At 70.7% G+C, this 26,315-nt stretch carries 28 protein-coding genes and 1 tRNA gene; 9 read left to right on the forward strand and 20 right to left on the reverse strand.

Annotation, left to right across the window (positions count from 1 at the left end; translation table 11 throughout):
- Positions 1–63: 63 nt before the first annotated feature.
- The 6 genes from AB0K03_RS17070 (at position 64) to AB0K03_RS17095 (ending at position 5,493) form a co-directional block, all read left to right on the forward strand.
- Positions 64–2,424 (forward strand): thiamine pyrophosphate-dependent enzyme, encoded by a 2,361-nt coding sequence (locus AB0K03_RS17070; protein ID WP_364685306.1) that lies wholly within the window; start codon positions 64–66, stop codon positions 2,422–2,424.
- A gap of 171 nt (positions 2,425–2,595) precedes the next feature.
- Positions 2,596–3,027 carry a DUF3052 domain-containing protein gene (locus AB0K03_RS17075; protein WP_364685309.1) on the forward strand — a complete coding sequence of 144 codons (432 nt, stop codon included), beginning with the start codon at positions 2,596–2,598 and terminating at the stop codon, positions 3,025–3,027.
- Positions 3,028–3,231: 204 nt separating this feature from the next.
- Positions 3,232–3,708, forward strand: coding sequence for a peroxiredoxin (locus AB0K03_RS17080; RefSeq protein WP_364685311.1), 477 nt, complete (start codon positions 3,232–3,234; stop codon positions 3,706–3,708).
- 23 nt (positions 3,709–3,731) lie between these two features.
- Positions 3,732–3,806, forward strand: a tRNA-Val gene (locus AB0K03_RS17085).
- Positions 3,807–3,975: 169 nt separating this feature from the next.
- Positions 3,976–4,920 carry a tyrosine-type recombinase/integrase gene (locus tag AB0K03_RS17090; protein ID WP_364685313.1) on the forward strand — a complete coding sequence of 315 codons (945 nt, stop codon included), beginning with the start codon at positions 3,976–3,978 and terminating at the stop codon, positions 4,918–4,920.
- 300 nt (positions 4,921–5,220) lie between these two features.
- Positions 5,221–5,493: a hypothetical protein gene (locus tag AB0K03_RS17095; protein WP_364685316.1), complete on the forward strand. Its 273-nt coding sequence runs from the start codon at positions 5,221–5,223 to the stop codon at positions 5,491–5,493.
- Here AB0K03_RS17095 and AB0K03_RS17100 read toward each other — a convergent pair.
- Entirely contained in the window at positions 5,457–5,693 is a 237-nt protein-coding gene (locus tag AB0K03_RS17100; RefSeq protein ID WP_364685482.1) for a winged helix-turn-helix domain-containing protein, read from the reverse strand. The genes AB0K03_RS17095 and AB0K03_RS17100 overlap by 37 nt on opposite strands.
- A 214-nt stretch (positions 5,694–5,907) precedes the next feature.
- Between AB0K03_RS17100 and AB0K03_RS17105 the strand changes: the two genes are divergently transcribed.
- Together AB0K03_RS17105 and AB0K03_RS17110 are read left to right on the forward strand one after the other, a co-directional pair.
- A complete protein-coding gene (locus tag AB0K03_RS17105) occupies positions 5,908–6,153 on the forward strand; it encodes a hypothetical protein (RefSeq protein ID WP_364685319.1) in 246 nt (81 codons plus the stop codon).
- Between the two features lie 119 nt (positions 6,154–6,272).
- Positions 6,273–6,665, forward strand: coding sequence for an MmpS family transport accessory protein (locus AB0K03_RS17110; RefSeq protein WP_364685322.1), 393 nt, complete (start codon positions 6,273–6,275; stop codon positions 6,663–6,665).
- A gap of 61 nt (positions 6,666–6,726) precedes the next feature.
- On the opposite strand, the gene AB0K03_RS17115 is transcribed toward AB0K03_RS17110, so the two are convergent.
- The 16 genes from AB0K03_RS17115 to AB0K03_RS17190 form a co-directional block, all read right to left on the reverse strand.
- Complete coding sequence (locus AB0K03_RS17115) at positions 6,727–7,278, reverse strand: hypothetical protein (protein WP_364685325.1); 552 nt, start codon at positions 7,276–7,278, stop codon at positions 6,727–6,729.
- A gap of 16 nt (positions 7,279–7,294) precedes the next feature.
- The gene (locus AB0K03_RS17120) at positions 7,295–7,627 is read right to left on the reverse strand and encodes a hypothetical protein (protein ID WP_364685328.1); all 333 of its coding nucleotides are present in this window, start codon (positions 7,625–7,627) and stop codon (positions 7,295–7,297) included.
- Between the two features lie 10 nt (positions 7,628–7,637).
- Positions 7,638–7,895: a hypothetical protein gene (locus tag AB0K03_RS17125; RefSeq protein WP_364685331.1), complete on the reverse strand. Its 258-nt coding sequence runs from the start codon at positions 7,893–7,895 to the stop codon at positions 7,638–7,640.
- Positions 7,896–7,906: 11 nt separating this feature from the next.
- Positions 7,907–8,176: a hypothetical protein gene (locus AB0K03_RS17130; protein ID WP_364685334.1), complete on the reverse strand. Its 270-nt coding sequence runs from the start codon at positions 8,174–8,176 to the stop codon at positions 7,907–7,909.
- On the reverse strand, positions 8,173–9,180 hold the full coding sequence (locus AB0K03_RS17135; protein ID WP_364685337.1) for a peptidoglycan recognition family protein: 1,008 nt from the start codon (positions 9,178–9,180) through the stop codon (positions 8,173–8,175). Before AB0K03_RS17135 ends, AB0K03_RS17130 begins: the two co-directional genes overlap by 4 nt.
- A gap of 24 nt (positions 9,181–9,204) precedes the next feature.
- Positions 9,205–9,732: a hypothetical protein gene (locus tag AB0K03_RS17140; RefSeq protein ID WP_364685340.1), complete on the reverse strand. Its 528-nt coding sequence runs from the start codon at positions 9,730–9,732 to the stop codon at positions 9,205–9,207.
- Between the two features lie 10 nt (positions 9,733–9,742).
- Positions 9,743–12,163 carry a hypothetical protein gene (locus AB0K03_RS17145; RefSeq protein ID WP_364685342.1) on the reverse strand — a complete coding sequence of 807 codons (2,421 nt, stop codon included), beginning with the start codon at positions 12,161–12,163 and terminating at the stop codon, positions 9,743–9,745.
- Positions 12,164–12,454: 291 nt separating this feature from the next.
- Entirely contained in the window at positions 12,455–15,139 is a 2,685-nt protein-coding gene (locus tag AB0K03_RS17150; protein WP_364685345.1) for a hypothetical protein, read from the reverse strand.
- Between the two features lie 153 nt (positions 15,140–15,292).
- Positions 15,293–15,973: a hypothetical protein gene (locus tag AB0K03_RS17155; RefSeq protein WP_364685348.1), complete on the reverse strand. Its 681-nt coding sequence runs from the start codon at positions 15,971–15,973 to the stop codon at positions 15,293–15,295.
- Between the two features lie 3 nt (positions 15,974–15,976).
- The gene (locus AB0K03_RS17160) at positions 15,977–16,456 is read right to left on the reverse strand and encodes a hypothetical protein (RefSeq protein WP_364685351.1); all 480 of its coding nucleotides are present in this window, start codon (positions 16,454–16,456) and stop codon (positions 15,977–15,979) included.
- A gap of 13 nt (positions 16,457–16,469) precedes the next feature.
- Positions 16,470–16,841 (reverse strand): HNH endonuclease, encoded by a 372-nt coding sequence (locus AB0K03_RS17165; RefSeq protein WP_364685354.1) that lies wholly within the window; start codon positions 16,839–16,841, stop codon positions 16,470–16,472.
- A gap of 326 nt (positions 16,842–17,167) precedes the next feature.
- Positions 17,168–17,578, reverse strand: a complete 411-nt coding sequence (locus AB0K03_RS17170; protein WP_364685357.1) for a hypothetical protein — start codon at positions 17,576–17,578, stop codon at positions 17,168–17,170.
- A gap of 19 nt (positions 17,579–17,597) precedes the next feature.
- Complete coding sequence (locus tag AB0K03_RS17175; RefSeq protein WP_364685360.1) at positions 17,598–18,365, reverse strand: hypothetical protein; 768 nt, start codon at positions 18,363–18,365, stop codon at positions 17,598–17,600.
- A 5-nt stretch (positions 18,366–18,370) separates the two neighbouring features.
- Entirely contained in the window at positions 18,371–18,781 is a 411-nt protein-coding gene (locus AB0K03_RS17180; RefSeq protein ID WP_364685362.1) for a hypothetical protein, read from the reverse strand.
- Between the two features lie 7 nt (positions 18,782–18,788).
- Entirely contained in the window at positions 18,789–19,106 is a 318-nt protein-coding gene (locus AB0K03_RS17185; RefSeq protein WP_364685365.1) for a hypothetical protein, read from the reverse strand.
- A gap of 10 nt (positions 19,107–19,116) precedes the next feature.
- Positions 19,117–19,734, reverse strand: a complete 618-nt coding sequence (locus AB0K03_RS17190; RefSeq protein WP_364685368.1) for a head-tail connector protein — start codon at positions 19,732–19,734, stop codon at positions 19,117–19,119.
- 181 nt (positions 19,735–19,915) lie between these two features.
- On the opposite strand from AB0K03_RS17190, the gene AB0K03_RS17195 reads away from it, so the two are divergent.
- Positions 19,916–21,388, forward strand: coding sequence for a hypothetical protein (locus tag AB0K03_RS17195; protein WP_364685371.1), 1,473 nt, complete (start codon positions 19,916–19,918; stop codon positions 21,386–21,388).
- Here AB0K03_RS17195 and AB0K03_RS17200 read toward each other — a convergent pair.
- The 3 genes from AB0K03_RS17200 to AB0K03_RS17210 all read right to left on the reverse strand — a co-directional run bounded on the left by AB0K03_RS17200 (position 21,378) and on the right by AB0K03_RS17210 (position 26,231).
- Positions 21,378–23,909, reverse strand: coding sequence for a hypothetical protein (locus AB0K03_RS17200; protein ID WP_364685374.1), 2,532 nt, complete (start codon positions 23,907–23,909; stop codon positions 21,378–21,380). The genes AB0K03_RS17195 and AB0K03_RS17200 overlap by 11 nt on opposite strands.
- Positions 23,910–24,345: 436 nt before the next feature.
- Positions 24,346–24,756, reverse strand: coding sequence for a hypothetical protein (locus AB0K03_RS17205; RefSeq protein WP_364685377.1), 411 nt, complete (start codon positions 24,754–24,756; stop codon positions 24,346–24,348).
- Between the two features lie 80 nt (positions 24,757–24,836).
- Positions 24,837–26,231: a hypothetical protein gene (locus AB0K03_RS17210; protein WP_364685380.1), complete on the reverse strand. Its 1,395-nt coding sequence runs from the start codon at positions 26,229–26,231 to the stop codon at positions 24,837–24,839.
- Positions 26,232–26,315: the final 84 nt, after the last annotated feature.

Raw genomic sequence — 26,315 nt, forward strand, 5'->3', positions numbered from 1 at the left:
CATTACCCCGAACGCCCGCGCGGGCGTCCACATCGGCGGTGGCGGGGCTCGCCATGGTCGGCAATGCTGGGTCGGGTGACCACCCCGCAGAACCTCGACGAGCGTTTCCGCGACGCCGTCGCCGGCCTGCCGCCGGCCGGGTCCCGCCGGCCGGGCGACGACCCGGTCCGCGAGGGCTCCGCCCTCACCGGCGCCCGGGCCCGGCAGCTCTTCGACGCCCAGCTGGTCAGCCGCCACCTCGACCTCGCGGCCCGCTGGCTGCGCAGCTTCAACGAAGGCTTCTACACGATCGGTTCCTCCGGCCACGAGGGCAACGCCGCCGTCGCGGCCGCGCTGCGCCCCACGGACCCGACTCTGCTGCACTACCGCTCCGGCGCGTTCTACTGTGTCCGCGCCGCCCAGGTCCCGCCGCTCGAGCCCGCCACCGGCCGCGCCTCCGGGTCTTCCGCCGGCCGCGCCTCCGGGTCTTCCGCCGGCCGCGCCTCCGGCGAAGACGTGGACGCGCTTGTCGAGGCCGCGCGGGACGTCCTTCGCGGGGTTGTCGCGTCGGCGTCCGAGCCGATCGCCGGTGGCCGGCACAAGGTCTTCGGCCGGGCCGACCTGCAGATCGTCCCCACCACGTCCACGATCGCCTCGCACCTGCCCCGGGCGGTCGGCCTCGCGTGGGGAATCAGCCACGCGCCGGCCCTGCGCGGCGTCGAGAGCCCCTGGCCCGGCGACGCGATCGCGGTGGCCTCGTTCGGCGACGCCTCGGTCAACCACGCCAGCGCCACGGCCGCCCTCAACACCATCGGCTGGTACGAGCACACCGACCGGCACCTGCCCCTGCTGCTGGTCTGCGAGGACAACGGGTACGGCATCAGCGTCGCGTCCCCGCCCGGCTGGGTCGCCGAGACGCTGCGCGCCCGGCCCGGCATCCGCTACTTCGCCGCCGACGGCTGCGACCTGGCCGCCGCGTACGACACGGCCCGCGAAGCCGCCGACTGGGTACGCGAGCAGCGCCGCCCCGCCGTCCTGCACCTGAGCACGGTCCGGCTCATGGGGCACGCCGGTGCGGACGCCGAGGTCGCGTACCGGTCGAACGAGGACATCACCCGCGACCTGGACCGCGACCCGCTGGTGACCACCGCGAAGCTCCTCGTCGCCGGCGGCGCGGCCACCCCCGACGACCTCATCACCCGCTACGACGAGCTCGGCTGGCAGGTCCGCAAGGTCGCCGAGGAGGTCCTGGGCGAGCCCAAACTGGCCACCCCGGCGCAGATCGTCGCGCCGCTCGCCCCCCGCCGGCCCCTGCGCGTCGCCCGGCACGTCGCCGACGCCGCCACCCGCGCCTCGGGAGCCGGCTCGGCCGCCCGCGCGCAGGCCTTCGGTGGCCGGCTCCCCGAGCAGGGCGGCCCGCTCACCCTGGCCCAGACCATCAACGCCACCCTCACCGACGCGCTGCTCGCCCACCCCGGCGCGGTCCTCTACGGAGAGGACGTCGCGGCCAAGGGCGGCGTGTACGGCGTGACGAAGAACCTGCGGGACCGCTTCGGCGCCGACCGCGTGTTCGACACCCTGCTCGACGAGACGTCCATCCTGGGGCTCGGCCTCGGCGCCGGCCTCGGAGGCATGCTCCCCATCCCGGAGATCCAGTACCTGGCGTACCTGCACAACGCCGAGGACCAGCTCCGCGGCGAGGCGGCCACGCTCTCCTTCTTCTCGCAGGGCGCCTTCCGCAACCCCATGGTCGTCCGCGTCGCCGGGCTCGCCTACCAGCAGACCTTCGGCGGCCACTTCCACAACGACAATTCGGTCGCCGTGCTGCGCGACGTACCCGGGCTGGTCCTGGCCGTGCCCGCACGGCCGTCCGACGCGGCACCCATGCTGCGCTCCTGCCTGGCCGCGGCGGCCGTCGACGGCACGGTCGGCGTCTTCCTCGAGCCGATCGCGCTCTACCACACCCGCGACCTGTACGAGCAGGGCGACAACGAATGGCTCGCCCCCTACGCGCCGCCCGGCGAATGGGCCGGCGCGCACATCCCGGTGGGCCGCGCCCGCACCTACCCCTTCGGCTCCGCCGAAGACCTGACGATCCTCACCTTCGGCAACGGCGTACGCATGTCCCTGCGCGTCGCGGCCCGGCTCGCGGCCGACGGGTACGGCTCCCGCGTGGTGGATCTGCGCTGGCTGAGCCCCCTCCCGGTGGCCGACCTGATCCGCGAGGCCTCCGCGACCGGCCGCGTCCTCATCGTCGACGAGACCCGCCGCTCCGGCGGCGTCGGCGAAGGCATCCTCGCGGCCCTGGTGGACGGCGGTTTCGTGGGCGCCGCCCGGCGCATCGCGTCCGCCGACTCGCTGGTTCCGCTCGGTCCGGCAGCGCAGCAGGTCCTGATCGGGGAAGATGCCATCACACAGGGTGCCCACGCCCTGCTGGCGCGGTAAATTGCCACACACCCGGTGCGCCACTTGCGCGCAGCCGCCCGAGTGTGTGGACTACCCCCACAGAACGGCAGCGTCGCCTACAGCGACGCGGACGTAGCGGCACCGCCGACGGCGATGCCACCAGCGGCGTCGCCGAAGGCGGCGTCGTCAACAGCAAGGAGGAATTCGACAGTGAGCGCGACCGCTGGTCAGGCCGACGGCGTACGCAGCCTGGCGGACCGGTTCGGCTTCGAGCCGACCATGGTGGTCATGGAGATGGGCTACGACGACGACGTCGACGAGGATCTCCGTGACGCCCTGACCGAACGCGTGGGTGAATTGGTCGACGAGGACACCGACGAGGTGGTCGACGCGGTGCTCCTCTGGTACCGCGACGGCGACGGTGACCTCTTCGAACTCCTCACGGATGCCCTGGGCCCGCTCGCGGACAGCGGCGTGGTGTGGCTCCTGACCCCCAAGGCCGGCCGCGACGGCCACGTCGAGCCGAGCGAGGTCAGCGAGAGCGCGCCGACGGCCGGCCTCCAGCAGACCTCCACGGTCAACGCCGGCAAGGACTGGACCGCGGCCCGGCTGGTCTCGCCCCGCGGAGCCAAGAAGAAGTAACCCTTCCGTCGTCCTTCAGCCGGGCCGTTCGCTGCCCGGCTTTTCTTGCTGCCCGGATTTCTTGCCGCCCACCGCCTCTCGTCCCGCCGCCTCTCCCTTCCGGCGCGCGGGTTGCTCCCGCCGCCGCGCGGGCTGCTCCCCCGCCCGCCGTGACGGGCTCCCGCCCGTCCGGGGCGGCGGCGGGGAGGCGGTTATCGTGGCCGGATGCCGATCGACGCGGGGACCGAAGCGCCGGGCTTCACGCTCAAGGACCAGAACAACCAGGAGATCACCCTCGCGGACTTCCACGGCCGCAAAGCGGTCCTCCTGGTCTTCTACCCGCTCGCCTTCACCGGCACCTGCCAGGGAGAACTCGCCGAGATCCAAACCAACCTGCCCGCGTACGCCAACGACGAGGTGCAGGTCCTGACCATCAGCGTCGACTCGGTCTACAGCCACAAGATCTGGGCGGACCGCGAGGGCTACACCTTCCCCCTCCTCGCCGACTTCTGGCCGCACGGGGCGGTGGCCCAGGCGTACGGCGTCTTCAACGAGGACCGCGGCTACGCCAACCGCGGCACATTCCTCATCGACAAGGCCGGGGTCGTACGCTTCGCCCAGGAGAACCCACCCGGACAGCGACGCGACCAGGCAAGCTGGCGCGACAGCCTCGCGGAGATCCTCGGGCGGCGGCCAGGGTAGGATGACGGCTCCGGTTTCAATCCGGGCGCGTAGCTCAGTGGGAGAGCACTCGCCTTACAAGCGAGGGGTCGCAGGTTCGAAACCTGCCGCGCCCACCACCACCCCTCACCAGCAGAAACGCCACCAGGCGACCCTGGGGAGGGAAAGCACGATGCACGGACAGTCCTCGCTTGTCGATTCGGCGGCCGCGCGGTGAGCCGGCACCCGCGCGTGCTGCGCGCCGATCCCGGAGCTCTGCGGACCTGGCTGAGCTCGTGGGAGCTGAGCATGACAGCCGAAGGCCTGGGCGAGCGGACCCGCGAGATGTATGTCGACGTCGGTGTGCTCTTCGCCGGCTGGCTGCGCCACCGCGGCGACGTCGACGACTGGGAAGACGTCGGCGTGCCGCAGCTGCGCGGGTTCTTCGTCTGGCTGCAGGCCGGCGGCGCGCCCTGCCCCCACCAGCTCGACCCCGGCGGCGCCGTCATCGAGCGGTGCGAGGGCTACGGCCGGTCGTACGTCAACAACGTCGGCCGCGGCCTACAGCAGTTCTACGCCTGGTACGCCGTCGAGGAGCAGTTGCCCAACCCGATGGCCGGATTCAAGATCCCGGCGGCGCCCAAGCCCGGCGAGCAGCTCGTCCCGGTCGTCGACGACGAATGGCTATCCCAGCTGATCCGCGACGCCGAGGCGAGCCGGGACTACGCCTCGCGGCGCGACGCCGCGGTGCTGCGGCTGCTCGCCTGCACCGGCATGCGCCTGGCCGAGATCACCGGCCTGCAGGTGGCCGACGTCGACCTGCCGCGACGCGAGGCCGTCGTCACGGGCAAGGGCCGCAAGCAGCGGCGGGTCCGGTTCGACGCCAAGGCCGCGCTCGCGCTCGACCGGTATCTGCGGCTGCGCGCCAAGCGGCTACAGGACCAGACCGGCCGGATGGCCGCCGAGGCGGTCAGCGCACTGTGGATCGGGCACCGGCGGTTCGTGCCGATGACCGAGAAGGGCATCTACCAGCTGATCGTGCGCCGCGGCGAGAAGATCGGGATCAAGGTGTACCCGCACATGTTCCGGCACACCTTCAGCCACCGCTGGCTCGACGCCGGCGGCAGCGAGGGCGACCTCATGGAACTGAACGGCTGGGACTCCCCGCAGATGCTGCGCCACTACGGCCGCTCCGCACGGTCCGCCCGCGCACGCCGGTCCTACGACAACATCAACGTCATGGGCGACATCTGAACGGCCGATGGCCAGGGATTTCGATCACCCGTTCGAGATCAGGCGTACGGCGCGATCATCGGCCAAGCGGGCAAAAGGCCAGACACTTCGGACGGGTTTATCGATCTTTGCAGAAAGTTACGGTCTGGTTAACGCGCCGATCGACGGGGGCAGACGTCTACGGCGGATGGAGGAACCGACCCGGAGGTAAGCACCATGGCGGAGCGCCCGCCCCACCAACCCGCACCCCATGCTCGCCACGATGTCCACAGCCGCGGCGGACAACCAGTCCGAGGCCGATGCACGGCCACCCGCACGCTGATGATGCTCGCCACCGGCGCGTCCCTCGCGCTGTGGACCATGGCCCAGCTCGACGAGGACGTCAAGGCATCCGAGCCGATCTGGCTGCTGGTCATCATCACGCTGACCGCGTGGCCGTCCTACCTGGCCTGGTGCTCCCACCAGCGCACCAGCGCCCGCCTCAGCGAGCTGGAACGCCAGCGCGAGGCGGACTGCGGCGCAGCGTATGCCGACGGCTACCTCGACGCCCTGGCCGTCTACCCCTCCGACACGGCCGGCCGGGCCGCCACGTAGACGCCCTTGCCCTGGTGACCCTCGACCAGGCCCTCCGCGCGCAACACCAGCATGGCGTTACGGACCGCGGTCGACCCGACCCCGTACTGCTCCTGCAGCCCACGAGCGGACGGCAGCTGATCGCCCGGCGACAACTCGCCCGAGGCGATCTTGCTCTTGATGTCGTCCACGATGCGCTGGTACGACGGCGTGATCGGCATGGCACTCCCTAGGTGGCACGTCGATTCGATCACGGCCGCTCCTCCCGCTTCAAGCACATGGTGCGCTACGACAATTCAACCCTGTTGTTAGCGCACATAGTGCGCTACGTTGCGAACGGGACCCCTGGGTGGCACTGGGACGTCCCCCGGCGGGCGCGGATGGCTGCCCCAACCGCGCCCGCCGGCCGTACCCCCGCGACCGGAGAGGGCCACCGTGCTCGCCGCGATCCTCAACCTCGTCCTACCCCGCCGACGCCGTTACCAGGCCGCCCTGCGCGCCATGCGAGCCGCCCAGCTCGAGCAGCGCCGCGAATACGCTCAAGCCCAGCAGCGGCTCCTGCACCGCTACGCCGGCGACAGCAGCCACCGCGAGCTCTACCTCGCCCGCAACACCGGCTGGCCGGACGTCCCCCGGCCGGTGGAAACCGATCAGTCCGGACTCGACGCTGATCATCCGTGACGCCGCCGCGCCTCTTTCCCATCGGCGTCGCGGCCCCGCACAGTCGTCCCGCGGCCGGGTTCGGACTGGTGCCCGGCCGCCACGAACCAGTCCCGCCAGGCCGACCTAGGAGTACCCACGTGCGCAAGACCACCATCGCCCTGCTCACCGCCAGCGCCGGCATCGCGATCGCCTGCAGCTCCGGCGGAGGCGACGTCGCCGGACCCGGCGCGGCCGCCGCCGACGCGAAAGCCGGCGGCGACGCCAAGACCATCGTCCTGAAGGTCACCGGCCCGAAGAAGGCCGACGTCACGTACGGCCTCAACGCCGACCAGTCCCAGGCCAACGGCGCGAAGCTTCCCTGGACGAAGAAGATGACCTCCACCGAAGCGATGACTATCGCGACCGTCAGCGCCCAGAACTCCGGCAGCGGCGACATCGAGTGCGAGATCACCGTCAACGGCAAGGTCGTCAAGACCAACAAGTCCGAGGGCCAGTACAGCATCGTCACCTGCACCACCGACGCCCTCTGACCGTACGCACAACGAAGAACGGCCCCGCCGCCCATCGGGGCAGCGGGGCCGTTCTTCGTCGCTATGGTGTCGAAGCCGTGATCGCCTCGAAGCACGCCTTCAAGTGGCGGGCGTCCTCCAGCGCGTTGTGCACGCCGGCGGCCTGCTCCGGCAGCGGCGGGTTGCCGCGGCGCCGGAGTTCCTGCTGCAGGTCGTTGGTGAACATCGGCACGCCGTCGGGCAGGTCGATCATCCGGCCGAACAGCTGGCACAGCACGACGTGGTCGTAGGCGCCGTAATCGGCCCACAGCTCGATGCCCTCGGGCGGCGCCTCCAGGGCATTGCCGAGCAGGAAGATGGCGACCGCGTCGGCGATCGCCTCGCGCCGGCGTACGGCTGGGTGGTTGAAGTCGATCGGCCAGCGCTTCGGCATGTGGTTGCGCCAGTCACCGTGCGGCTGCGGCAGCTTCGGCACGACGTTCGCCATCAGCCACTCGTGCTTCTTGATCCGCCGCCATGGGGCATCCCGGTTGACGAGGTACAGCTCGCGGCCGTCCTCGGCGACCATGCCGATCGAGATCAGCTCGATCGTCTTGCCGTCCTCGAGGAACTCGCAGTCGTAGAAGACGCGCATGATCGCCTTTCGTCAGTTACGTGGTGGTGACCGGGCTGGCCTGCGGGCGTACCCCGAAGAGCGCGAACGCGGCCAGGATCGCCGCCGGCAGGGTGGCCACCAGCTGTTCCGGGGCGTGGAAGCCGTACTCGGCGAGCACCGCGACGCCGGCGGACACGACGCCGGTGTAGAGCGCCGGCGCGACCGGGCGCGTGGTGAACGCGATCAGCACGGCGGACAGGAACGCGGTGATCGCCGCGGCCGCGCCCGTGCTCAGCCCCGGCACGTTCAGGGCGGCGAACACGGTGAGCAGCGAGCCGACAGCACCGACGATGAGGGCCGGCTCGCGGCCGAAGATCTTGATCTGCACGGGTGTTCTCCTACTTCGGGAGCGTGGGCGGAGGTGCGGGAGGGCAGCGCAGGTCCTGGCGCAGCGTGCCGAGGTTCTGCTCGAGTTCCTTGCCCGTCGGGGTCGAGGGCGGCTCGACGCGGTACGCCTCGGTGATCGTGGTGACCACGGCGCACCACTTCAGGTCCGAGCGGTACGAGACGCGGTTGGCGTACGCGATCGCCAGGGGGCCGGAGGCCAAGCTGACGATCAGCGAGGCGGCGATCATCCACACGTGGCGGCGGCGCACAGGTCAGCCCCTCACGGCGGAGACGACGGCGATGAGGGCTCCGGCTGCGGTGAGGGCTCCGGCGGAGAGGAGGACGACCCGGCGGTCGTACTCTGCCCGCCACTGCGCAGTGACAGCAGCCCCACGGTGGTCGGAATGCCGAGGATCGCGACGAACGCCGTCAGCAGGCCGGCGTTGGCCTGCCCGGCGGGCACGAACAGCGTCTGATGCACGATCCCGCCCAGCCCGACGATGATGCACCCCGCGTCGCGGGCGTACATCAGCAGCTTCTCGGGCGTCACGCACCGGTCCCCCCGGCGGCCAGCTCGGCCGCGAGCTTGCGCTGCACGGTCTCCACGGCCTGGGCGAGCTGGTCCTGGGTGATGTCGTCGAGCTGGCCGGCGAGCTGCTCGGCGAGCAGCGGCACCGCCTGGGCCACGATCGCCGCGGTGATCTGGTCCTGGAAGGTGGCGAGCTCGGCGCGGATGACGTCGGCGGTGACCTGCCCGCCGGTGACGGTCTTGAGGATCGCGGCGTTCTGCGCGGCCAGCTGGGCCTGCGCGGTGACGGCCTGGGTGGCGCGCACGTTCGCGGCGTGGGCCTCGCTCATGAGGATCGCCAGGGCGGTCTTCCCGGCGATGTACGGGTTCGTGGAGCCGTCCGGGCGCCAGGACGGGTTCTTGATCAGACCGTCGGTGTTCCACACGTCAGCAGCGGACACGTCGTCTCCCTCGAGCTCGGCCCGGACCATGTCCAGGAATACGTCCCACGGGAAGCCGGTTCCCGGGTCGGTGTGGTCGCCCCCGTCTTCGGGGTACGCGTTGGTGCAGTCGACGTGCCCGACGATCCCGCGCGGGCCGTTCGGGAAGTCCGTCCAGGCGCGGCGGGTCTCCGCGACGGTGAGCCGGCGGACGGGGATGTCGTACTTGCGGCAGTCGCGGGCCACCTGCCGGGCCGCGTTGCGCAGCGTCGCCCGGCTCGCCGCGTCGAGCCACTGGGCGCGGGTCTGGACGGTGCCGCACAGCTCGTACTGGATCCCGAGGCGGTTGCCGCGGTTCCGGGCGGCGTTCGCCCGGTCGGTGGTGCGCACGCACTGCACGACGCTGTCACTATCGACGAAGTAGTGCGTGCTCACACCGTTGGTGCGGTGCTGGTCGTAGACCGCGCCGTCCTCGGCGGAGGTGCTGCGCTCGGCGCCGGCGGTGTAGTGGATCACGATGTAGCGCACGGCCTTGCCGTCGCGGCCGCGGCCGTACGCGCGCGGCGGCATCCACCGCAGGTCCGGGTACTCAGCGGATTGAGCCATCAGGCACCGTCCTGTTCGAGGTGGTCAGGCGATCTGGCGCCAGCGGACGAACGATCCGACGCCGACGCGGATCGCGTTGGCGGCGTTGGTCGTGCCCTGGGCCCAGTCGACGGAGAGGTCACCAGCCGATGTGACGGTCAGGGTGAATTCCTCGCGGATCGGGTGGAAGAAGGTGCCGGTCACGCCGTAGGTCTGCGTCGTGCCGATCGCGGAGCCGATGTTGCGCATCGACGCTGCGGTGGTGTTCGCCGAGCTGGCCGCGATGCCGATCGCTCTGCGCACGCATGACGCTGATCCGGTGAACCCCCACTTGAGCGCGATGTTGGTCGTGGTGGTCCCGGACGACTCGTGCAGCGCAAAGATGATCGACTCGACCTCGTACTTACCGATGCCGAGCGTGATCGCGGACAGCTCCGGGTCCGGCGCCAGCGTGGCGTTGACGCGTGGCGGGTCGGAGGTCTCCTTTTCCTTGCGCGTCCAGATCATCTGGCGCAGGAGGTTGCCGGTGATCCGGCGGCCCGCCGCGATGTCGGGGTACTGCGATTGCGCCACCGGCGGCCTCCTACAGGCTCAGGTACGACGGGGACCACAGACGCACGTCCGAGTCGTCGGGCAGCGGCTTGTCGAAGCCGTCGACCGAACGCAGGACGGTGAAGGTCTGCGGCGAGCTGGGCCCGGCGATCGCCGTGACGGTGATCCGGATCCCGGCGATGTTCACATCGAGGGGGAAGTCCGCCGGGTCGGTGGTCCACAGCGGCCCGTCGAACACCTCCACGGACAGCGACGTCGCCGCCGCCGAGTAGCCGGCTGCCAGCCGGGAGCCGTCGGTGTCGATCCGTGTGTTCGGGTCGTCGACGACCGGCACCAGCCACGGCGTGGCCGGGGAGCAGTTCAGGGCGACGTCCCAGCCGTACGGGCCGAACGTCATCGTGTAGCCCTCGGCGATCAGGTCGATCGCGTTGCCGGTCACCTGCGACGGCTCATTGGCGATGGTCAGGCGGAAGAACTCCCGCAGCGCGCGCCACAGCGCGATCTGGGACGGGTTGCGGGCGAAGTTCAGCTCGATGCGCGGCCACCGGTACGCGTCGGCCTTGGACAGGCGCAGCCGCCACCAGGCGTGGTCGTCGAGGACGTCGTCGCTGGCGACGTTGATCGTCTTGCTGTCGTCGAGGAGCCCGACCTTGGCGATCGACTCCGGGTCCTCGGCCACCGCCGAGGAGCCGCCGTCGCGGGTCACCGTCCACTGGTTCTTGACCTGCTGGTCGTCGTCGGACGGCTCCGGCGGTTCGGCGATGTGGCCGGCGTCGAAGTCCAGCGCCATCTCGACGGGCCGGTTGTAGCGGGCGCCGCGGGGCCGGTACGCCAGGCCGAAGCTGCGCTCGTACAGGATGCCCAGGTCGGCGTCCTCGACCGCGTACAGCAGGTTGAGGAACGTGTCGACGCGCTGCGGGCCCTGCGGCTCGGACTCGCCGTCCTCGACGATGACCGGGACGTTCTCCTCGGCGCACAGCCGCTTGATCCGGTCGGTGGCCGACTCGCCGAGGTAGCCGTGGACGGCGTCGATGAACTCGTAGGTGACGAACGGCGGCTCGTAGTTGAACACCGACAGCTGGCCGAAGCGGCCCTCGTTGAAGCCGAGGCTGCCCTCCACCCGCCACGTCGCCGGGGCGCCGGGCACACCGGCGATGGTCTGCTGCGCGTACCAGAACGTGGCGGCGCCGGGGTCGCCGACGGCGTACTGCAGGAACGTCACCTGAATGTTGCTGCCGATTTTCATGACGTTGAAGCTGTACGCGTTCCACCCGGGCGGGGCCGTCAGCCCGGGATAGCCCATCGGGACCGTGGCGATCTGGACGCCGTCGACGTCGTAGCCGCTCAGCGTCGGCCCGCTGGCGTCGAGGTCGATCGTCCAGGTCCGTACGGTGCCGTTCGAGGTGACCGTGAGGATCCGGGTCGAGGCCGCCGGCGGGGCGAGCAGGTAGGCGCAGAACACCACGCCCCAGGTGCCTGTCGACGAGTGCGTCGGGATCCGGCCGGACAGCACCGTCGACGCGGTGATCCCGATGACCGACTTCGCACCGGCCAGCGTGGTGGCGTCCTCACCGAACTGCGCGTTACGCGCCGACGCGGCACGGCCCCGGGCCACCGCCGAGCCGATCGCGGTGGCGCCGCTGTCGTCCTCGCCCGGCCAGTAGCCGACCGGCTGGTAGCGCATGAACGCGCGGGTCATCGGCGACTTCAGCGGGCTCTTGCCCTGCTGCAGCCGGCGCAGGATCCCCGCCGCGGCGACCGGGGTGGTGGCGTCCTTGCCGGACTTGTCCCACCGCGGCGTCCACTCGGGCACCAGCCCGCCGTACTCGATCGCCTCGACCTCGAGGTCGTCGAACGAGGCGACGAACGGCTTGGTGTTGGTGTTGCCGACGACGAGCCACGTGTAGATGCCCGTGTCGCCGGCGTCGGTGATGGCGAGGGGGTCGGTGTCGGTGGTCGTGCACGCCCAGGCGGCCGGCTCCGGCGTGCCGTCGGGCCAGATCTTCACCCGCAGCGCCGGGCCGTCGGCCTGCGCCCGCAGCCGGATCTTCTGCCCGGCTGTGTAGGTCAGGCCGGGGATGTCGATCGCTGAGGCGAGCGTGGCGGTACCGGACGTGGTGTGCCGGCGGATCTTCGCGGTGATCGTCGCGCCGGGGTTGAACTCGCACGACAGCGAGTAGAACGTGCTGCTGTCGATGAACCGGGCGATCAGCGCGGCGACGAACGAGGCGCCGGTCAGGACCGCCGGCACCGAAAAGGTGACCTGCATGTCGGGGTCCGGGATTCGGTGCCCCACGGTGTAGGCCGCCCGGACCACGTTGGCGGCCGCGTAGCTGACCTTGCCGGCGCTGCCGTCGACCGACCAATCCGACGGCGACCCCATCGCCCACGCCTGGCCGGTATTCGTCGTCCCCAGGCCGCCGGAAACGACGCGGGAAAACGTGTCCTGCACCGCCACGGTAGAAACCCGCAGCGGCGTATTCAGGCCAATTTTCCCGTACCATTTTCCGAGCACATTACGGGTCGAGTAATTCCCAGACCGGTTGTCGAACGTCAGACTGCACTTGCTCGGGTCGACACGGTTGGCCTCGTCCTGACGCCCAGCTTCGACGACGATTCCCGGGTCGGTTCGCACGTCGGAGGTGACGTCCTCCCACACCCAGTCCGCCTGATCACCGGCCGGCTCCGCGCCAGGGGCGATCTTCACGCGCACCGGGAGCACGCTCTGCGGGAACGCCACCGCTCAGCCCTCCATCTGCAGCACGTTGTCGGCCCGCATGAGCTTGCGGAAGAAGCGCTTGAACTCGCCGTCGGCGCCACGCAGGTCGATCACCACGCGGGCCACGCCGCCGCCGGCGGCCGCGGCGACCTGACCGAGCTTCGACAGCGGCGCCACGACCTCGTCCTCGCCGGCCTCCGCGACGGTGACCAACCGGCCGCCCGCAGTGGCGGGAACGATGCCGCCCTGCGCCAGCCTGGGGATTTTCGGCAGCGCGAACGAGTTACCGCCGATCCCGGGAATCCACGAAGGAATGGTGAATGAGAAACCGCCTACCGTGCGATTCCACAACGATGCCACGCCATTAAAAGCGAGGCGGAACGGCGCAGTCAGGAATCGGGCGACGCTACCGAGCGCGCGGCCTATCCTGGACGGCAAATTGCGGAACCACGTGACCAGGTCACCGAAGCGGTCCGTCACGTACGTCTTTGCCGCTTTCGCGCCGTCCTTCACCCATCCGTACGCCTTCTTGATCGCCGTCCAGGCGGTCCGGTACGGCAGCGTCAGGAAGCCGACGATCTTGGGCCAGTTGTCCTTGATCCAGTTCCAGACGGCCTTGATTGCGCCCCACACCGCCGACCAGGCGCCGGTGACGATCCGCCGGAAGGTGGCCGAGCGGGTCCACAGCAGGTACAGGCCAGCGGCGACCGCGACGATCGCGATGATGATCAACCCGAGAGGGTTGGCGGACATGGCGGCGTTCAGCAGCCACTGCCCGGCCGCCGCGGCCCGGGTCGCCACGGTCGCCGCGATCGTCGCGGTGCGCTGCGCGATCGTGGCCACCACCGCGCGGCCGCGGGCCAGCACGCCGCCGTTCTGCGCCGCGGTGTCCGTGGCCGTCGACGCCGCCGAGGTGCGCGACGCGATGGTGTTCTCGCGCAACGCCGCGGTGTGCGCCTTGATCGCCCGCGACATCGCGAACTGGCTGGCGATCTGGAAGGCCTTCACGCCCAGGCCGACACCGGCCGAGATGCCCGTGTGCTTGAGCAGCAGGTACCCGGCCGCCAGCGTCGGCAGGTACTTCACCAGCGGGCCCAGGTGGTTTACCGCGAACGACGCCGACTGGCCCAGCACGGTCATCGACTCGCCGAGCTCGTCGCCGTGCCCGGCCACCGAGGCAATCAGCGGACCGACCGCGCCGAGCACGCCACGCAGCGCCTGGAAGATCTGCCGGATCTTCGCCTGGCCCTGGGCGGACTCCACCCAGCGGCGCATCGCCGCCGCGCCCCGAGTCAGGGCGGTGACCGTGGAGCCGCCGTCGCCGCCGGCGCGCAGCACCCCCACCACGGTCATGAACACGTCGCGGGCGATCGCGCCGAACTGGCGCAGTGTGCCGATGCCGTTACGGATCCACGACGCGGCCCGGCCGGACTCGCGCATCTTGATCGACCACTGCTCGAAGCGCTGCGCCAGCGTCGTCGCGTTGCTGGCCAGCCCGGGCAGGAAGCCGGAGCCGACCGCGATCCACTGCATGAAGCCGTTGATGATCGGCCGTACGCCGCGGGCGAGGCGCTCGGCCGACAGCGCTGTGTTGTCGAGGAAGATGCCGGTGTCGCGGACGAATCCCTGCGAGGTGGCCAGCCCGGCCGACTGCCGGATCGCGGTGTTGAACGCGCCGCCCATGCGGGTCAGCCACGCCGTCGCGACCGGCAGGTACGTGCCGGACAGGCGCTGCAGAATGCCCGGGACGCCGGCGAACGTGGCCTGCTGCCCGGCGTTGAACGCCGCCCGCCACGCAGGGGCGAGCTGGCGCAGCATGAGGATCGTCGCCCGGCCGTTCGGCGACAGCTTCGCCAGAGCCTGCGCGGCCGGGTCGATGCCGCCGCCGACCGCGCCGGCCGACGCGGTGCCGACCTCGCGCTGCGCGTCGGCGAGCTGCTCCGCGGCCCGCTGAACCTGCCGGTGAGCGTCGCGCTGACGCTCCAGGGCGTCCTGCACCGCGTCGGAGCCCTCGACGCCCTTCTTGGCGCCGTCAGCCTGCTCCTTGGACAGGTCCCCGACCCGGTCCTTGGTCTCTTCGAGGGTCTGCTGAGCCTGCCGGTAGGCGAGATCAGCTTCCTCGATGTCGTAGTTGGAGCCGCCGGCGCGGGCGACGGCCAGGTCCTGCGCCGCCTTCTCCACCGCCCGGGTCGCGGCCTCCTCGTCGAGGCGCGCCCCGGACAGCGACCGGGACAGGTCCTCGAGCCGCTCCTTCTCCTCGGCGCGGGCCCGGTTCACCGCCTGGATGGCGGCCTGCTCGTCACGCTTGGCGTCCGCGAGCGCCTCGGTGGCGTTACGGACCGCCCGGGCCGCCTGCACCGACTGGTCGGCCGCCCGGCCGACCGAACCGCCGCCACCGGTCGCGGCCTGCCCGGTCGCCTTCCACGCGTCGCCCAGGCCGAACGTCACCGCCCGCAGCGCGCCGATCGTCGCCGCGCCCGCGGCCAGCGCGGCCGGGACCGCGGCCGCCGCACCGGCCGCGGTCATCATCGAGCTCGCCAGCGCGACGGCGTACGACCCGGCCGAGGCCATCGCCGCGCCCATCGCCACCGTCGACGCCGCAGACGCCAGGTTCGACGCCCGCACGTTGGACGCGGTGCGGGTCAGCAGCGCGTTGACGCCCCGGTCGCGGCCGACCGCGTTGAACGCAAGGCTGACATCGGAGGCCATAGCCCAGCCCCCTCAGTCAGCTCGTCTTGGAGTTCTCTTCGTTCGTACGGTCGACGTGCTTCACGGCCTGCAGCAGCTGGTCGACCGTCAGCTCGTCCAGCCCGGCCGGCGGGATCCGCAGCAGCTGGCAGATCGCCAGCCAGTACTCGTCCCTCAGTGCCTCGAGAGTTCCGGCCCGGGGCCGCGCTCCGAGGTCTGCGGCGTAGGCCAGGTCAGCGGCGGCTCGCTCGTCGCGCTCGTCGTCGACGGACCATCCGCATCCGCAGGCGGCTCCAGCTCCGCCATGACCGGCCGCAGCCGCTGGTCGGCTCCGTCCGGGTGCGGCATCGCCGGCTCGGCGTTCCACGGCCGCGGCTGGCCGGGCCCGTAGTTGCCCAGCCCCTGCGGCGCCGGCGCGGCGGCCACCTCCGGGCCCGCCGGCGTCGGCGGCGTCGGCGGCGTCCCAGGGTCTTTTCCCGGCGCGTACGGCGCCTCAGCGAGCTGCTGGCGCAGCAGCGCCAGGCCGGCGCGGCGCTCGTCCTCGGTGATCCCGTCGAAGCTCTCCAGGGCCTCGATCTCCGCGGTGAGCTCGTCGCGGTCCATCACCAGCTGCAGCTCGTCGTCGTAGAAGTCGACGTCGTCGAAGCTGATCGTGTGGTGCGTGCGGCGCAGGAACGTCCAGAGCAGCGCCTTACGGGCCAGCGTGCCGCCCTGCATCAGGTCCTGCTTGAACTGGCCGCCGTACTTCAGGCCGGTCCGCCGCTCGATCGCGATCATCTCGTTCGTCTTGAGCCGGCCCGGCTGGTACAGCCACCGCTGCTCTTCCTGACCCTCGGGCGTGTAGATCAGAAACACTGGTCATGCCTTCCGTGAGATCCGGCGCGCCCGGCCCGCGAGGACCTCGATGGCAGCGGCGCGCAACCTGGGGTGCATCCGATGCAGGGTGTCGTCGAACCATCCAGGCGCACCGACCTGGACCACCCACGTGCTGGAGCCGTACACGCGGCGGCGGAACCCGCCGCGCTGGTTGAACCGCTTCGCGGCGTTGTGGAAGCCGCGAGGGATGCCGTTCTTGCCGGCCACGATCACCGCGCCGGAGTTCAGCGGCGCCACCGTCACCTGCGCGGCCACCGCCGGCAGCAGCGGGGAACCCTCGTGGCCGCCGCCGCTGCCGGCGCCCAGCAGCGCCGAGCGGGCCGCGGCCACCCCGGGGGCGAGCGCGGCCTCCATGCCGCGGGACATATCGCGGCGCCACTCCCGGCCGGAGGCCTCCTGCGACAGGGCATGCGCGACCCTGTCGAAGGAGGCCCGGTCCGGGACCACCTCGACCGCGTCCATGAGCGCCTCCGTGCTACGCGAGCGCCTCCGGCCGGTACAGCCGCAGCAGCTCGATCGCCCAGGCCACCTTGTCCTCGACGCGCTGCCCCTGTGGCTGGCTGCGCGTCCACAGCTCGAGGTTCTCCGGCCGGTTGTCGGCGCGGTCACCGTTCTTGTGGTGGACGTTTTCGTGCGGTAGCAGGTCGCGGCCGAGCACGAGCTCCATCACGTACCGGTGTTCCTTGACGGTGCCTCGCCCCGGCACGTACCGGCGCCGGTAGCCGTGGCAGCCGTCCGAGTGGCCCTTTCCGTCGCCGGGTCCAGCCTGCAGCTGAATGGTGGGATCGCCATGTCGTTTCGACCGGGCATAGTGCCGCTGGCACAGGTCCAGGGCATGCACCCTCACAGCGCAGCCCGATACCGAGCAGGTCCGGAGGACATCGGCGGTCGAGCCGTCGCCGCGAGTGCTGAGGACGGTCGCTGGATCGCCGTGCTTGCTCGCCCGGGCGTAGTGCTTGACGCAGAATCCGCGAGCTCGAGCATGCGTTTCGCATCCCTCGACCCGACACGGCTTCGGGCCGCGGCTGGTCTTCGGGCTCGGCCCTCGAGTGGTCAGCGGGTCGCCGTACTTCCGGAAGCGCTGGTAGTGCGTGCTGCACCAGCCTCGCCCACCGGGCAGAGCACTCATGCAGTCGGGCACGGAGCAGTTGAACGCCATGCCCGACGTAACGACTAGACGACCGCCCGCGAGATTGTCCCGGATGTCGGATAAGTGTACGAGGCCTCGTTGACGTCACCGGGGGACCCGGTGATCGGTGTCCATTGCTTCACCAAGAGAGACCCGGAGTACAGCGGGTTCGTGGCGCTGACCGCGGCCGAGGAGGCCTTGGCCGTCCAGGGCACGACTGTGCCGAAGAGCGGCCACATGATGGAGTCCAGGGCGGACGCGGCGAAGTCGTTCTTCACCGTCAGCGCGACGTTGCCGGACTTGATCCCGCCGAGGACCTCCTTCCAGCCCAGCGACGTGAAGACCGTGACGTCCTTCTCCTCGACCTCGGCGGTGATCTCGTTCTTCGAGGTCCACTGGGCCAGGTTGTTGGCGTTGATCGTGAGCACCGACGTGGTGAGCACCATGAGCGGCATAGCGGGGATCCCTTCAGAATCAGGCGTTAGCGGTGCCGACGGCGACCACGAACAGGAAGCTCGGCGAGGTGCCGGAGATCGTGTACGAGACGCGCGCGAAGCCGTCCGTGATGGGCCCGGCCGCGACCATCCGGGACCCGCCGATCGCGGTGAAGGCCGGGAACGTGATCCGGGTCGTCGGCGAGGCGAACCCGGACGTCGGCGCGGTCTGCACGGCGACGGTGAGCGACGGTGTGCCGGTGCCGGCCACCGACAGCACGTGCGCGGTCGCGTACAGGCCCTTGCCGGCCGGGAACGTCGTCCCGGTGGCCGACAGGTCCACCACCGTGCCGGTGCCGGTCGCCGTACGCGCCAGGCCGGGCGGGTGCAGCACCGGGCCGCGCGCCAGCGGCCCGGAGAACGTCATGCTCGCCGACCACGGCGCGACGTCGCCCGGGCTGCCGCCCTGCTGGTAGTTGCCGGACAGGTTCGACGCCAGGTACGCCACCGCGCCGACCGAGCCGTTGACCGGGCACACCGTCCACGCGTCCAGCCCGCCCAGACCGGCCCAGGCGTCGTCGTCGACCTTCGATGGGTCACCGGCCTCCCAGAAGCCACCGGCGGTGAGCTTGCCGGAGCCGAGGCCCGCGATGACGTCCTTCCACAGGTCGCCGTTCGCGTCGACGGACCCCCACGTCGTGACGTCCTTCTCCTCGTACTCCGGCTCCAAGCTGATCTTGTTGCCGCGGGTCGTCAGGTCGACCCCACCGGTGAACAGCCGGACATTTCTCAGGACGTGCGGAGCCATCGCGGCTACTCCTCGGCTTGACCAATGACGTAGACGGGAATCTGGGCGCCGTAGAGGCTGCGGGTCTCCGAGGCGTACTTGCGGTACGCCTGGAAGCGGCGCACACGCAGATCCGCGACCGCCCCGCCGAGCGTGGGGTCCGCCTCGAGCGCCGCCTTGATCGACCGGGCGCCGCGGCCGAGGAACTCGTCCAGCAGCTTCTGCCCGGACTCGTCCTCGGCGGCCGAGGTCATCACGTAGCAGGTGATGATGCCCTCGTCGACGCCTGCACCGAACGTCATGTCGAAGTCGATCTCCGACTCGCCCGGGTAGAACGCCGGGAGCTCCATGCTGTCCGGCGCGTACGGCGTCGCGTTCAGATCCGGCACCGCGGCGGCCGCGGCCGCCAGGGCGGCGCGGACGGCGACGATGTCCACCGGCCGGTCAGCCCTTGACCGCAGCGTCGGCCGGCGGCTCCGGCTCGACCAGCTTCGTCGCGTCCTTCTTCGGGTCCGCCGCGACCTTCTCGTCGACGTCCTCCGACACGAACCGCACCCAGTGCTGGATCTGCGCGTCGACGTCGTTCACGCGCAGGAAGTCCTTGGCCTTCACCGCGTCGGCGCGCTGCTCCCGCAGCCGCGCGAGCTGCTTGTGCGCGATGATCTCCTGCTCGACCGCGCGGACGTCGACGGGCACCCCGTCGGCGAGCTGGGAGTCCCGGCGCTTGATCAGGTCCTGGATGATGTCGTCGGTCGTACGCATGGACGCCTCCTCAGGCGATCGCAGGAATGACGAACGGAGCGATCAGCGCCTCGACGTCCGGGTCCGTACGCGACACCCGGGAGACACCCCACTCCGAGCTGCCGAGGACGCCCTCCGGGGAGTCCTTGCGCTTGTAGAGCCGCGAGGCGAGCAGCCGGGCCGCCTCCGCGATCTCGTCCGGCACGGCCGGCCACCCCCACACCGCGGTCACCTGGATGCGGCCGGACGCCGGCAGCCAGCCCGCGGCGCCGACGAGCTCGGTGATCGCCGACCCGTACGCCAGCGCGTTATCCGGGCCGGTCTCCCACCCGGTGACCGCCGACCACGATCCGGTACGGCCGGACGCCACCGCGAGGCCATCCGCCGAGGCGATGTCGTCGACGAGCAGCACCTGGTCGTCGCCGCGGTACAGCGACTGCCCGACCACCGGGAACGTCCGCGCCGACGCGGTGGCGTCGGTGTAGAACCGGCGGCCCGTACGGCGGTCGATCATCCGGCACGCCGCCCGGATCGACGCCTCGATCAGGTCGTCCTTGTCGTTCGCCGTGATCTTCGTCAGCGACGCCTTCACCGTGGAGAGGTCGGTGTAGAGGTCCGAGGGGTCAGATCCGCCCGCGGGAACCGGCATCGTCAGCCCTCCTTGATCAGGCAGTCACGCTCAAGCACAGGTAGCTCTCTTCGGGTCGCCCGTCTGGCCGAGCCGCGTCACAGGTGGAGATCGACGGCGTTGGGCATCCGGCGGTCGGGCTCACCGGACTGACCCGGCCGCCCTCAGTCCGGTACTCGGTCCGGTGGATCGAGGTACCGCCGTGGCGTCTGCGCCCGACATCGAAGAACGCTGGGCGAAAGCCACGGCCTGGGCCATCTCGGCATTCGCCGTCATCTCCGCCAGCACCGTGGCGGCCCTGATCGACGAGCGGCTCTGGCACTGGTACCTGATTCCCGTCACCGCTTGCGGCGTCCTCGCCGGCGTCGACGTGGTCGAGTGGGCGCGTAAGCGCCTGGACACTTTCGATCCGCAGGCGCTACTCGGCCTGTTCGGGTTCCACTTCTTCTTCCTGGCGCCCGTCCTGCACGTGCTGCTCGGCTTCTGGCCCGCGTTCATCAACCCGCTGACCGACTGGCGCGCCGGTCTCGGTGTCATGGCGACCATCAACGCCGCGGGCCTGATCCTCTACCGATTCGTCATCGGCCTGCGGCTCCGGCCGGTTAGCCACAAGCCGTCAGCCCCCGTTGACCCTCGAAGATTTGTCAGGGCCGGCAAGCTCGCCGTCGTCGTGGGCATGCTCGGCTTCGCCGCCGTCGTCGCCAAGTTCGGCGGTCCTGCCGGGTATCTCGCCTCAGCCAGCGACGACCGCGGTGCCCTCGCAGGGACCGGATGGCTACTCCTCGTCGCCGAGTCGTTTCCGCTGGTCGGCTTCATCGTCTACGTGATCGCCCGCAAGGAGAAGCTGATCAACCGGCCTCGGCTCCTCACGGCCGCCATCGCGCTGTTCGGCCTGACCCAGTTCGTCGTCGGCGGTCTCCGCGGCTCCCGAAGCAACACCATCTGGCCGGTCCTGATCGGCCTCATCGTGGTGCACTTGCTCATCCGGCCGATCCGGCGCCGCCGGCTGCTCGTGCTGGCCGCCGTCTTCGTCGCCTTCATGTACGGCTACGGGGTCTACAAGAGCGCCGGCAGCGCCACCTTGCAGGCTGTAGACGGATCCGGTTCCATCTCCGAGCTGTCGACCGACACCGGGCGCACACTGCCCGCCATGTTGCTCGGCGACCTCGGTCGAGCCGACATCCAGGCCGTCATTCTCGACCGTCAGCAGCACGATGTGGCGCCTGTGTCGTACGGAGCCACGTATCTGGGCGCTCTGGGTTTCATGGTCCCGGACTCGATGCGGCCCGACTGGATGGCCTCCAAGGTCGAAGTGGGCACCGACATGCTGTACGGAGTCGGCACGGCTGACGCCGGCGGCCGATCGTCACGCATCTACGGCCTAGCAGGCGAGGCGATCCTCAACTTCGGCCCGGTCGGCGCGCTGCTGTCCTTCATCGCGCTGGCGGTGTTCATCCGGGCGGCGAGGCGACGCTACCTCGCCGCCCCGGACCAGCATCTCGGGACGATGGTGTTCTCCGCGGTGGTGTGCGTGTGCGCCATCCTTGCGCTGGGAAGCGACCTCGACAACCTGCTGTGGTTCCTGGTCAAGACCACTCTGCCCATCGCCGCCGTCGTGTTCGCCGCCCGCAAGTCCGGCTCTGCTCAGCTCAGCCCGGCGGCCGTCAGGACCTGATCACGACCAGCGGAGCAGCCGCCACCCGATTGCTGACCGTGTACGTGCCAGGCAGCGCGCCGGTGACCGTCGCGGCAGTCTGGTAGCCGGCCACTGCCGACGCGGACAGTGCGTTGGCCAACGACCCGGACCAGCACGGCGGCAGGTTGCCCGTCGTCGCCCGGATGGTTGGCAACTGCGCGCCCGTGTTCTGTGCCGTCGCCGTCGGCCAGTACAGGCCCGCAGAGGGAACCACGATCGAAACCGTAGCCTCGACGGAAGCCACGGCATCGGCGGCCACGGTCGCTTCGCCTAGAACAGCACCGGGGCTGTGGTTGCTCGCCGATCGGAGGCCCAGCCGGATCACCGTCCCTGCCGTGCCGGCGACCGTCACCTCGCAGCCGAGCCGGACGACGGTGGCGCCGTTGCCCAGCCAGATCGGGACCGCGTACTCCACGTTCGCGGCCATCGGCAGCGTCGACCTGGTCCCGGCCGGCGCCACGTACTTGCCGCCCGAGTCGAGGTAGCTGACGCTGGCTGACGGCTCAGGGGTCCGGATTCCGCCCACCGACAGGTCCGAGACAGGCGCGATCAGGTTGTTACGCATCTTCAGGCCCCAGACCTCGACTTCCGAGGCGGTCGACTCCACGCGCAAGCCGTACCGTTGCGAAGCCGCCGCCGCGTCGATGTCGGCGTCGTCGCGGGCACCGTCGGGGTCCGAGCCGATGGACGATCCACCGAAGATGCGGATCCGGGAGCCGTCGATGTGGATGCCGTCGCGGGTGTTCGCGGCGGTGAATCCGTTGCCGAGGCTGTTGCCGGCGGCGTGGACGCCGACCAGGTCGATGTCGCGGCAGGTCGGCTCCAGGTACACCCCGTCGAGACCGTTGCGGGCCGCCGAGACGCCGGACACGAGGACGCGGCGAGCGTTCAGGTAGAGCCCGTAATTGGCGTTTCCGTTGAGCTGGCACGCCACGATGTTGACCCCAGAGACGAGGGGCTCGGTGGGGTCGTCGGGGTTGCCAGAGGACCGGTGGCAGGCGATGCCGGAGCCGCCATTTCCGGTAGCGAGGACGCCGGTGATGTTGAGCGACCGGACGTATCCGTACGTGGCTGGATCGGTTCGATTCAGGTCGTCGTTCTTGACGACCAGGCCGTTGAGGGTGTTGTCGGCGAAGACCGTCCCCTGGATGGTGAAGGTGTTGCCGCCGGCGTAGCAGTCCATGCCGTCGCCGCCGACCGCGCCCTTGTAGTAACCGCCGGTCAGGACCACGTTCTTGGTCTTGCGGCGCAGCTTCACGCCGTCCAGTCCGGAGACCTCAGATGAGCAGTGGGCCAACTCCAGCCCGTCGCACTCGTCGATTTCGAACCCGAACACGACACTGTTGAAAGCCTGGCATCTGTCGAAGACGATCCGTTTGACGGTTCCCGGAACAGTTCCGTTTTGGCCGGCGACGTAGAAGCCGTTGGACATTCCGTCCACGATGACGTTGCTGACGCGGGAGCCTACCGAATTGCCGATCACATAGACGCCGATGCCGCTCGGTCCTGCGTCGGCGCCCGCCGCCTTGACGATCTTCAGGTCGCGGACCGAGCCCCGCGTTCCATTGATTCTGAAGGCCGCGAAGTTGAACCCGGCATCTACAGTGATCGTCGTTGTGCCAGCCCATCCGGCGATGGTCACGCCGTCCGGCACAGCGATCGTGCCGGTGATCCGGTAGCTCTTCTTCAGCTGCACGATGCCCAGCGGGGACGTGTTGGCCCATGCCTGGATCGCGGCGGTGTCGTCGGTGACGCCGTCTTCAGCGGCGCCAGGAATCCCGCCAGCGGCGACGCCAGCGGCCAACCTCGGCGAGGCGGCAGATCCGGCCAGATCGCCCGCAAGCTGGACGAGCCCCTTTACCCCTGTGGTGGCGTCGACAACGCCGACGTCGGCCTTCGAGAGTACGACGACACCAGACTGGCCGTTGACCGTGGTGACCGACCCGGCGGCGGTGATCTCCTTCCAGTCCGCCAGCGTGGTCGGCGAGTCGGAGGCGAGCAGGAAGGCCCGGTTCGGGGTGAGGTCGGTCCGGATCGCGACGTCGCCGCGCTGCGCGGTCAGCGCCAGCATGGCGGCCTGCGAGACGACGGTGAACGTCTCGTTGATGGCCAGCGCAGGGATCTGGGCGGTTGGGATGACTCCGCCGACGAGGTCGGCCTTGTTGCCCAGGGTCGCGGCGAGGCCGGTCACCTGGGACTGCGCGAGCGTAATCGGGTCGGAGCCGCCGCTGCCGTGGGAGGTGGCGTGCGCGGTCGGCGGGCGGGCGTCGGAGAGCCGCGGGTCGTTGCCCTGCGCCGCCGTGCCAGCCGTCGTCCCGTACGCCACGGTGAAGCTGCGGTCGGCCGACAGGTCGCCGCCGCCGGTCAGGCCCGGGCCCGCGGTGATGGCGCGGGTCTTCGGGGTGAGCTGGGCGTCGGCGTTCGCGCGTGCGGTCGCCTCGGAGTCCAGGGCGGTCTTCGTCGCGGCCTCGCCGCTGCCGCCCGGCTCCAGCGCCCGCACCCGGGTGTCGAGGGCGTCAGCGCGCTGGTCCGCATCGCAGTAGATCTTGTACAGCTGGCCGGGGCTCGCCGGCGTACCGACCTGAATCCACACGTGGTCCTGGGCGCCCTCGCGGTCCCACATCGCCGGCCACATGCTGTCGGCCTGGACCTGGAGCTGGTTGCTGCCCGTCGACGCGCCGGGAGTGTCCGGGGTGTTCTCGCTGTAGAGGCCGATGTCCACCGGCTGCGTGCCGGCGGCGTCCTTCCAGAACTTCGCGGTCTTCCCGGCCTGGTTCACGGTGCCCTTGGTCGGCGTGTAGACCAGGCGAGTCGCGGTGTCGGTGTAGCGGTACGCCACGGCCCACCTCCAGGAGCGAGAGCTACTTGCCAAAATTCGATGACTGCTTGTGGCGCGGGTGCCCGGCCACGCCCGCCGGGCACCCGCACGCAGGGGGTCAGGCGCGCTGCTGCTGGCCGGCCGCGGCCGCCGGCGTCGCGCCGTTCGGGCCGGCGGCCTGCTTCGCCTTGCGCAGCACGCCGGTCCAGTGCTTGATCTGCTCGTCGATCGCGGAGACGCGCTTCTCCTTGCCCTCGCGTCCCTCGAGGCCGGCTTTCTCCTCGCGCAGGGCGGTCAGCATCTTCTCCGCGTTGATCGCCTCGTCCGAGGCCCGGACCTCGCCGGCGTCGTCCGGGTTGACCGGAGCGTCCTTGGCGACCTTCGTCCAGTGCGCGATCTGCTCGTCGACGGCCTTGACCCGGTCGGTCAGGCCGCGCTGCTCGTAGCCGGCCCGCTCCGTCTTCAGCGCCCGGAGCATGTCCTGCGCGTTCGCGTGCGTGACGTTCGGCTTGTCGTCCTGGGTGCCCATCGGCGCACCGTTCCCTTCGGGATTGGGTGCCGAGCACCCCACTCGGAAGGAGGTGGGGTGCTCGACGTCTACGGGGTGGATCAGGCGCCGGTGAACGCCGGCGTGACCAGGCCGGTGCCCGCGATCTTGCGGGCGTGCGCGTACCGCTGGTGGGTGTAGGCGAAGTAGCCGTACACGACCAGGTCGATGCCGAGGTTCTTCGCCTTCGGCTGCTCCGCCCGGATGTAGAACGGGGCGTTCGGGTCTTCCCACAGGTGGCATTCCTGCCGGTCGACCTCGTAGATCTCGTCCTCGTTCGTGCCGGCGCCGAGGTTCGTGGCGATGTTGTTGTCCACGATCACCGGGGTGCCGTTGGGCAGGATGCCGCGCACGCCGCCGCCGTAGCGCTCGGCGTAGTTCGCGCCGAGGGTCTGCGCCACGATGCCCGGCTGGGTGATCATCGGGTAGCTGGTGCCCATGGAGTTCTGCATCCAGTACCAGCGCCGCGAGTGCATCACGGCGAGGTTGTCGCCGGACGCCTGGTCCAGCATGGCCGCCTCGACGCCGGACAGGCCCTCGATGACCTTCGGGTACAGCTCCGCCGTGGTCGGCGAGGCGTCGGTGTAGGCCACCGTCGTCGCCACGTTCGTCAGGCCGGTCGTGGCCTGGTTGATGACCTTGGAGTCGAGGTTCACGCCGTAGCGGCGGAACAGGTCGTCCAGGATCGTGTCGACGACGTTGACGCCACGGTCGGCGCCCTGCCGCGACACGGTCTGCGAGCCGCCGGCGGTCTGGATCGGGATCGTCAGCAGGGTGTCGTCGAAGTCGGTCTCGGACACCGCGGCGTTCTCCGCGGACTGGTTGTCCACGCTCGTGCCGGTCGTGGCCCGGCCGATGTAGACGTTCATGCCGGTCGCCGGCAGGTCGTGGTGGCGCATCGCGTCGGCGAACGGACGGCCCGCGGTCGCCATCGGCGCGAACATGTCGGTCAGGTACTGCGGCACGATCAGGCCGGAGAACGCCCCGGTGCCGACCGCCCGCTCCTGGTGGCCGCCGCGCTCGACGCGCTCCTCCTGCATGTGCCGCTCGAGGCGGGCGCCGGCCTCGAAGTCGCCGAGGAACCTGGACACGACGTCGGTGGCGAATCCGACACCGCGGCGGTCGGTGTCCGGCCGGTACGTGCGCGCCTCCGCGCCGACCCGGGCGACCTGGTCGTACGCCGGCGTGCGGGTGCCGGTCGGCTCGACCCGCTGGGCCAGCTCCGCGATCTCGTTCTCACGGCGCTGCTCGGCCTCCAGCTCGTCGAGCTCGCGCTGCCGCTGGGTGACCGTGGCGTCCGCCGCGTCACGCGCGGCGGCGCGGTCACGCACGGCCTCCTCGGTCAGGTTCGCCTCGTCGGCGCGCAACGCCATCAGGGCGTCCTGCGCCGCGGCGCGGGCGGTGATCGCCTCGCTGAGCCGCTGCCGGGCGGCAGCGATCATCTGGGCCAGCGTCATGGCTGGTCCTCCTGTTCTGGGTTCGGTGATGGGAGATCGCCCGGATCCAGGTCAGACGGCCACCCGAGGCGTTGCGCGCCGGGA

The sequence above is a fragment of the Actinoplanes sp. NPDC049316 genome (assembly GCF_040677315.1).
Taxonomy (GTDB): Bacteria; Actinomycetota; Actinomycetes; order Mycobacteriales; family Micromonosporaceae; genus Actinoplanes.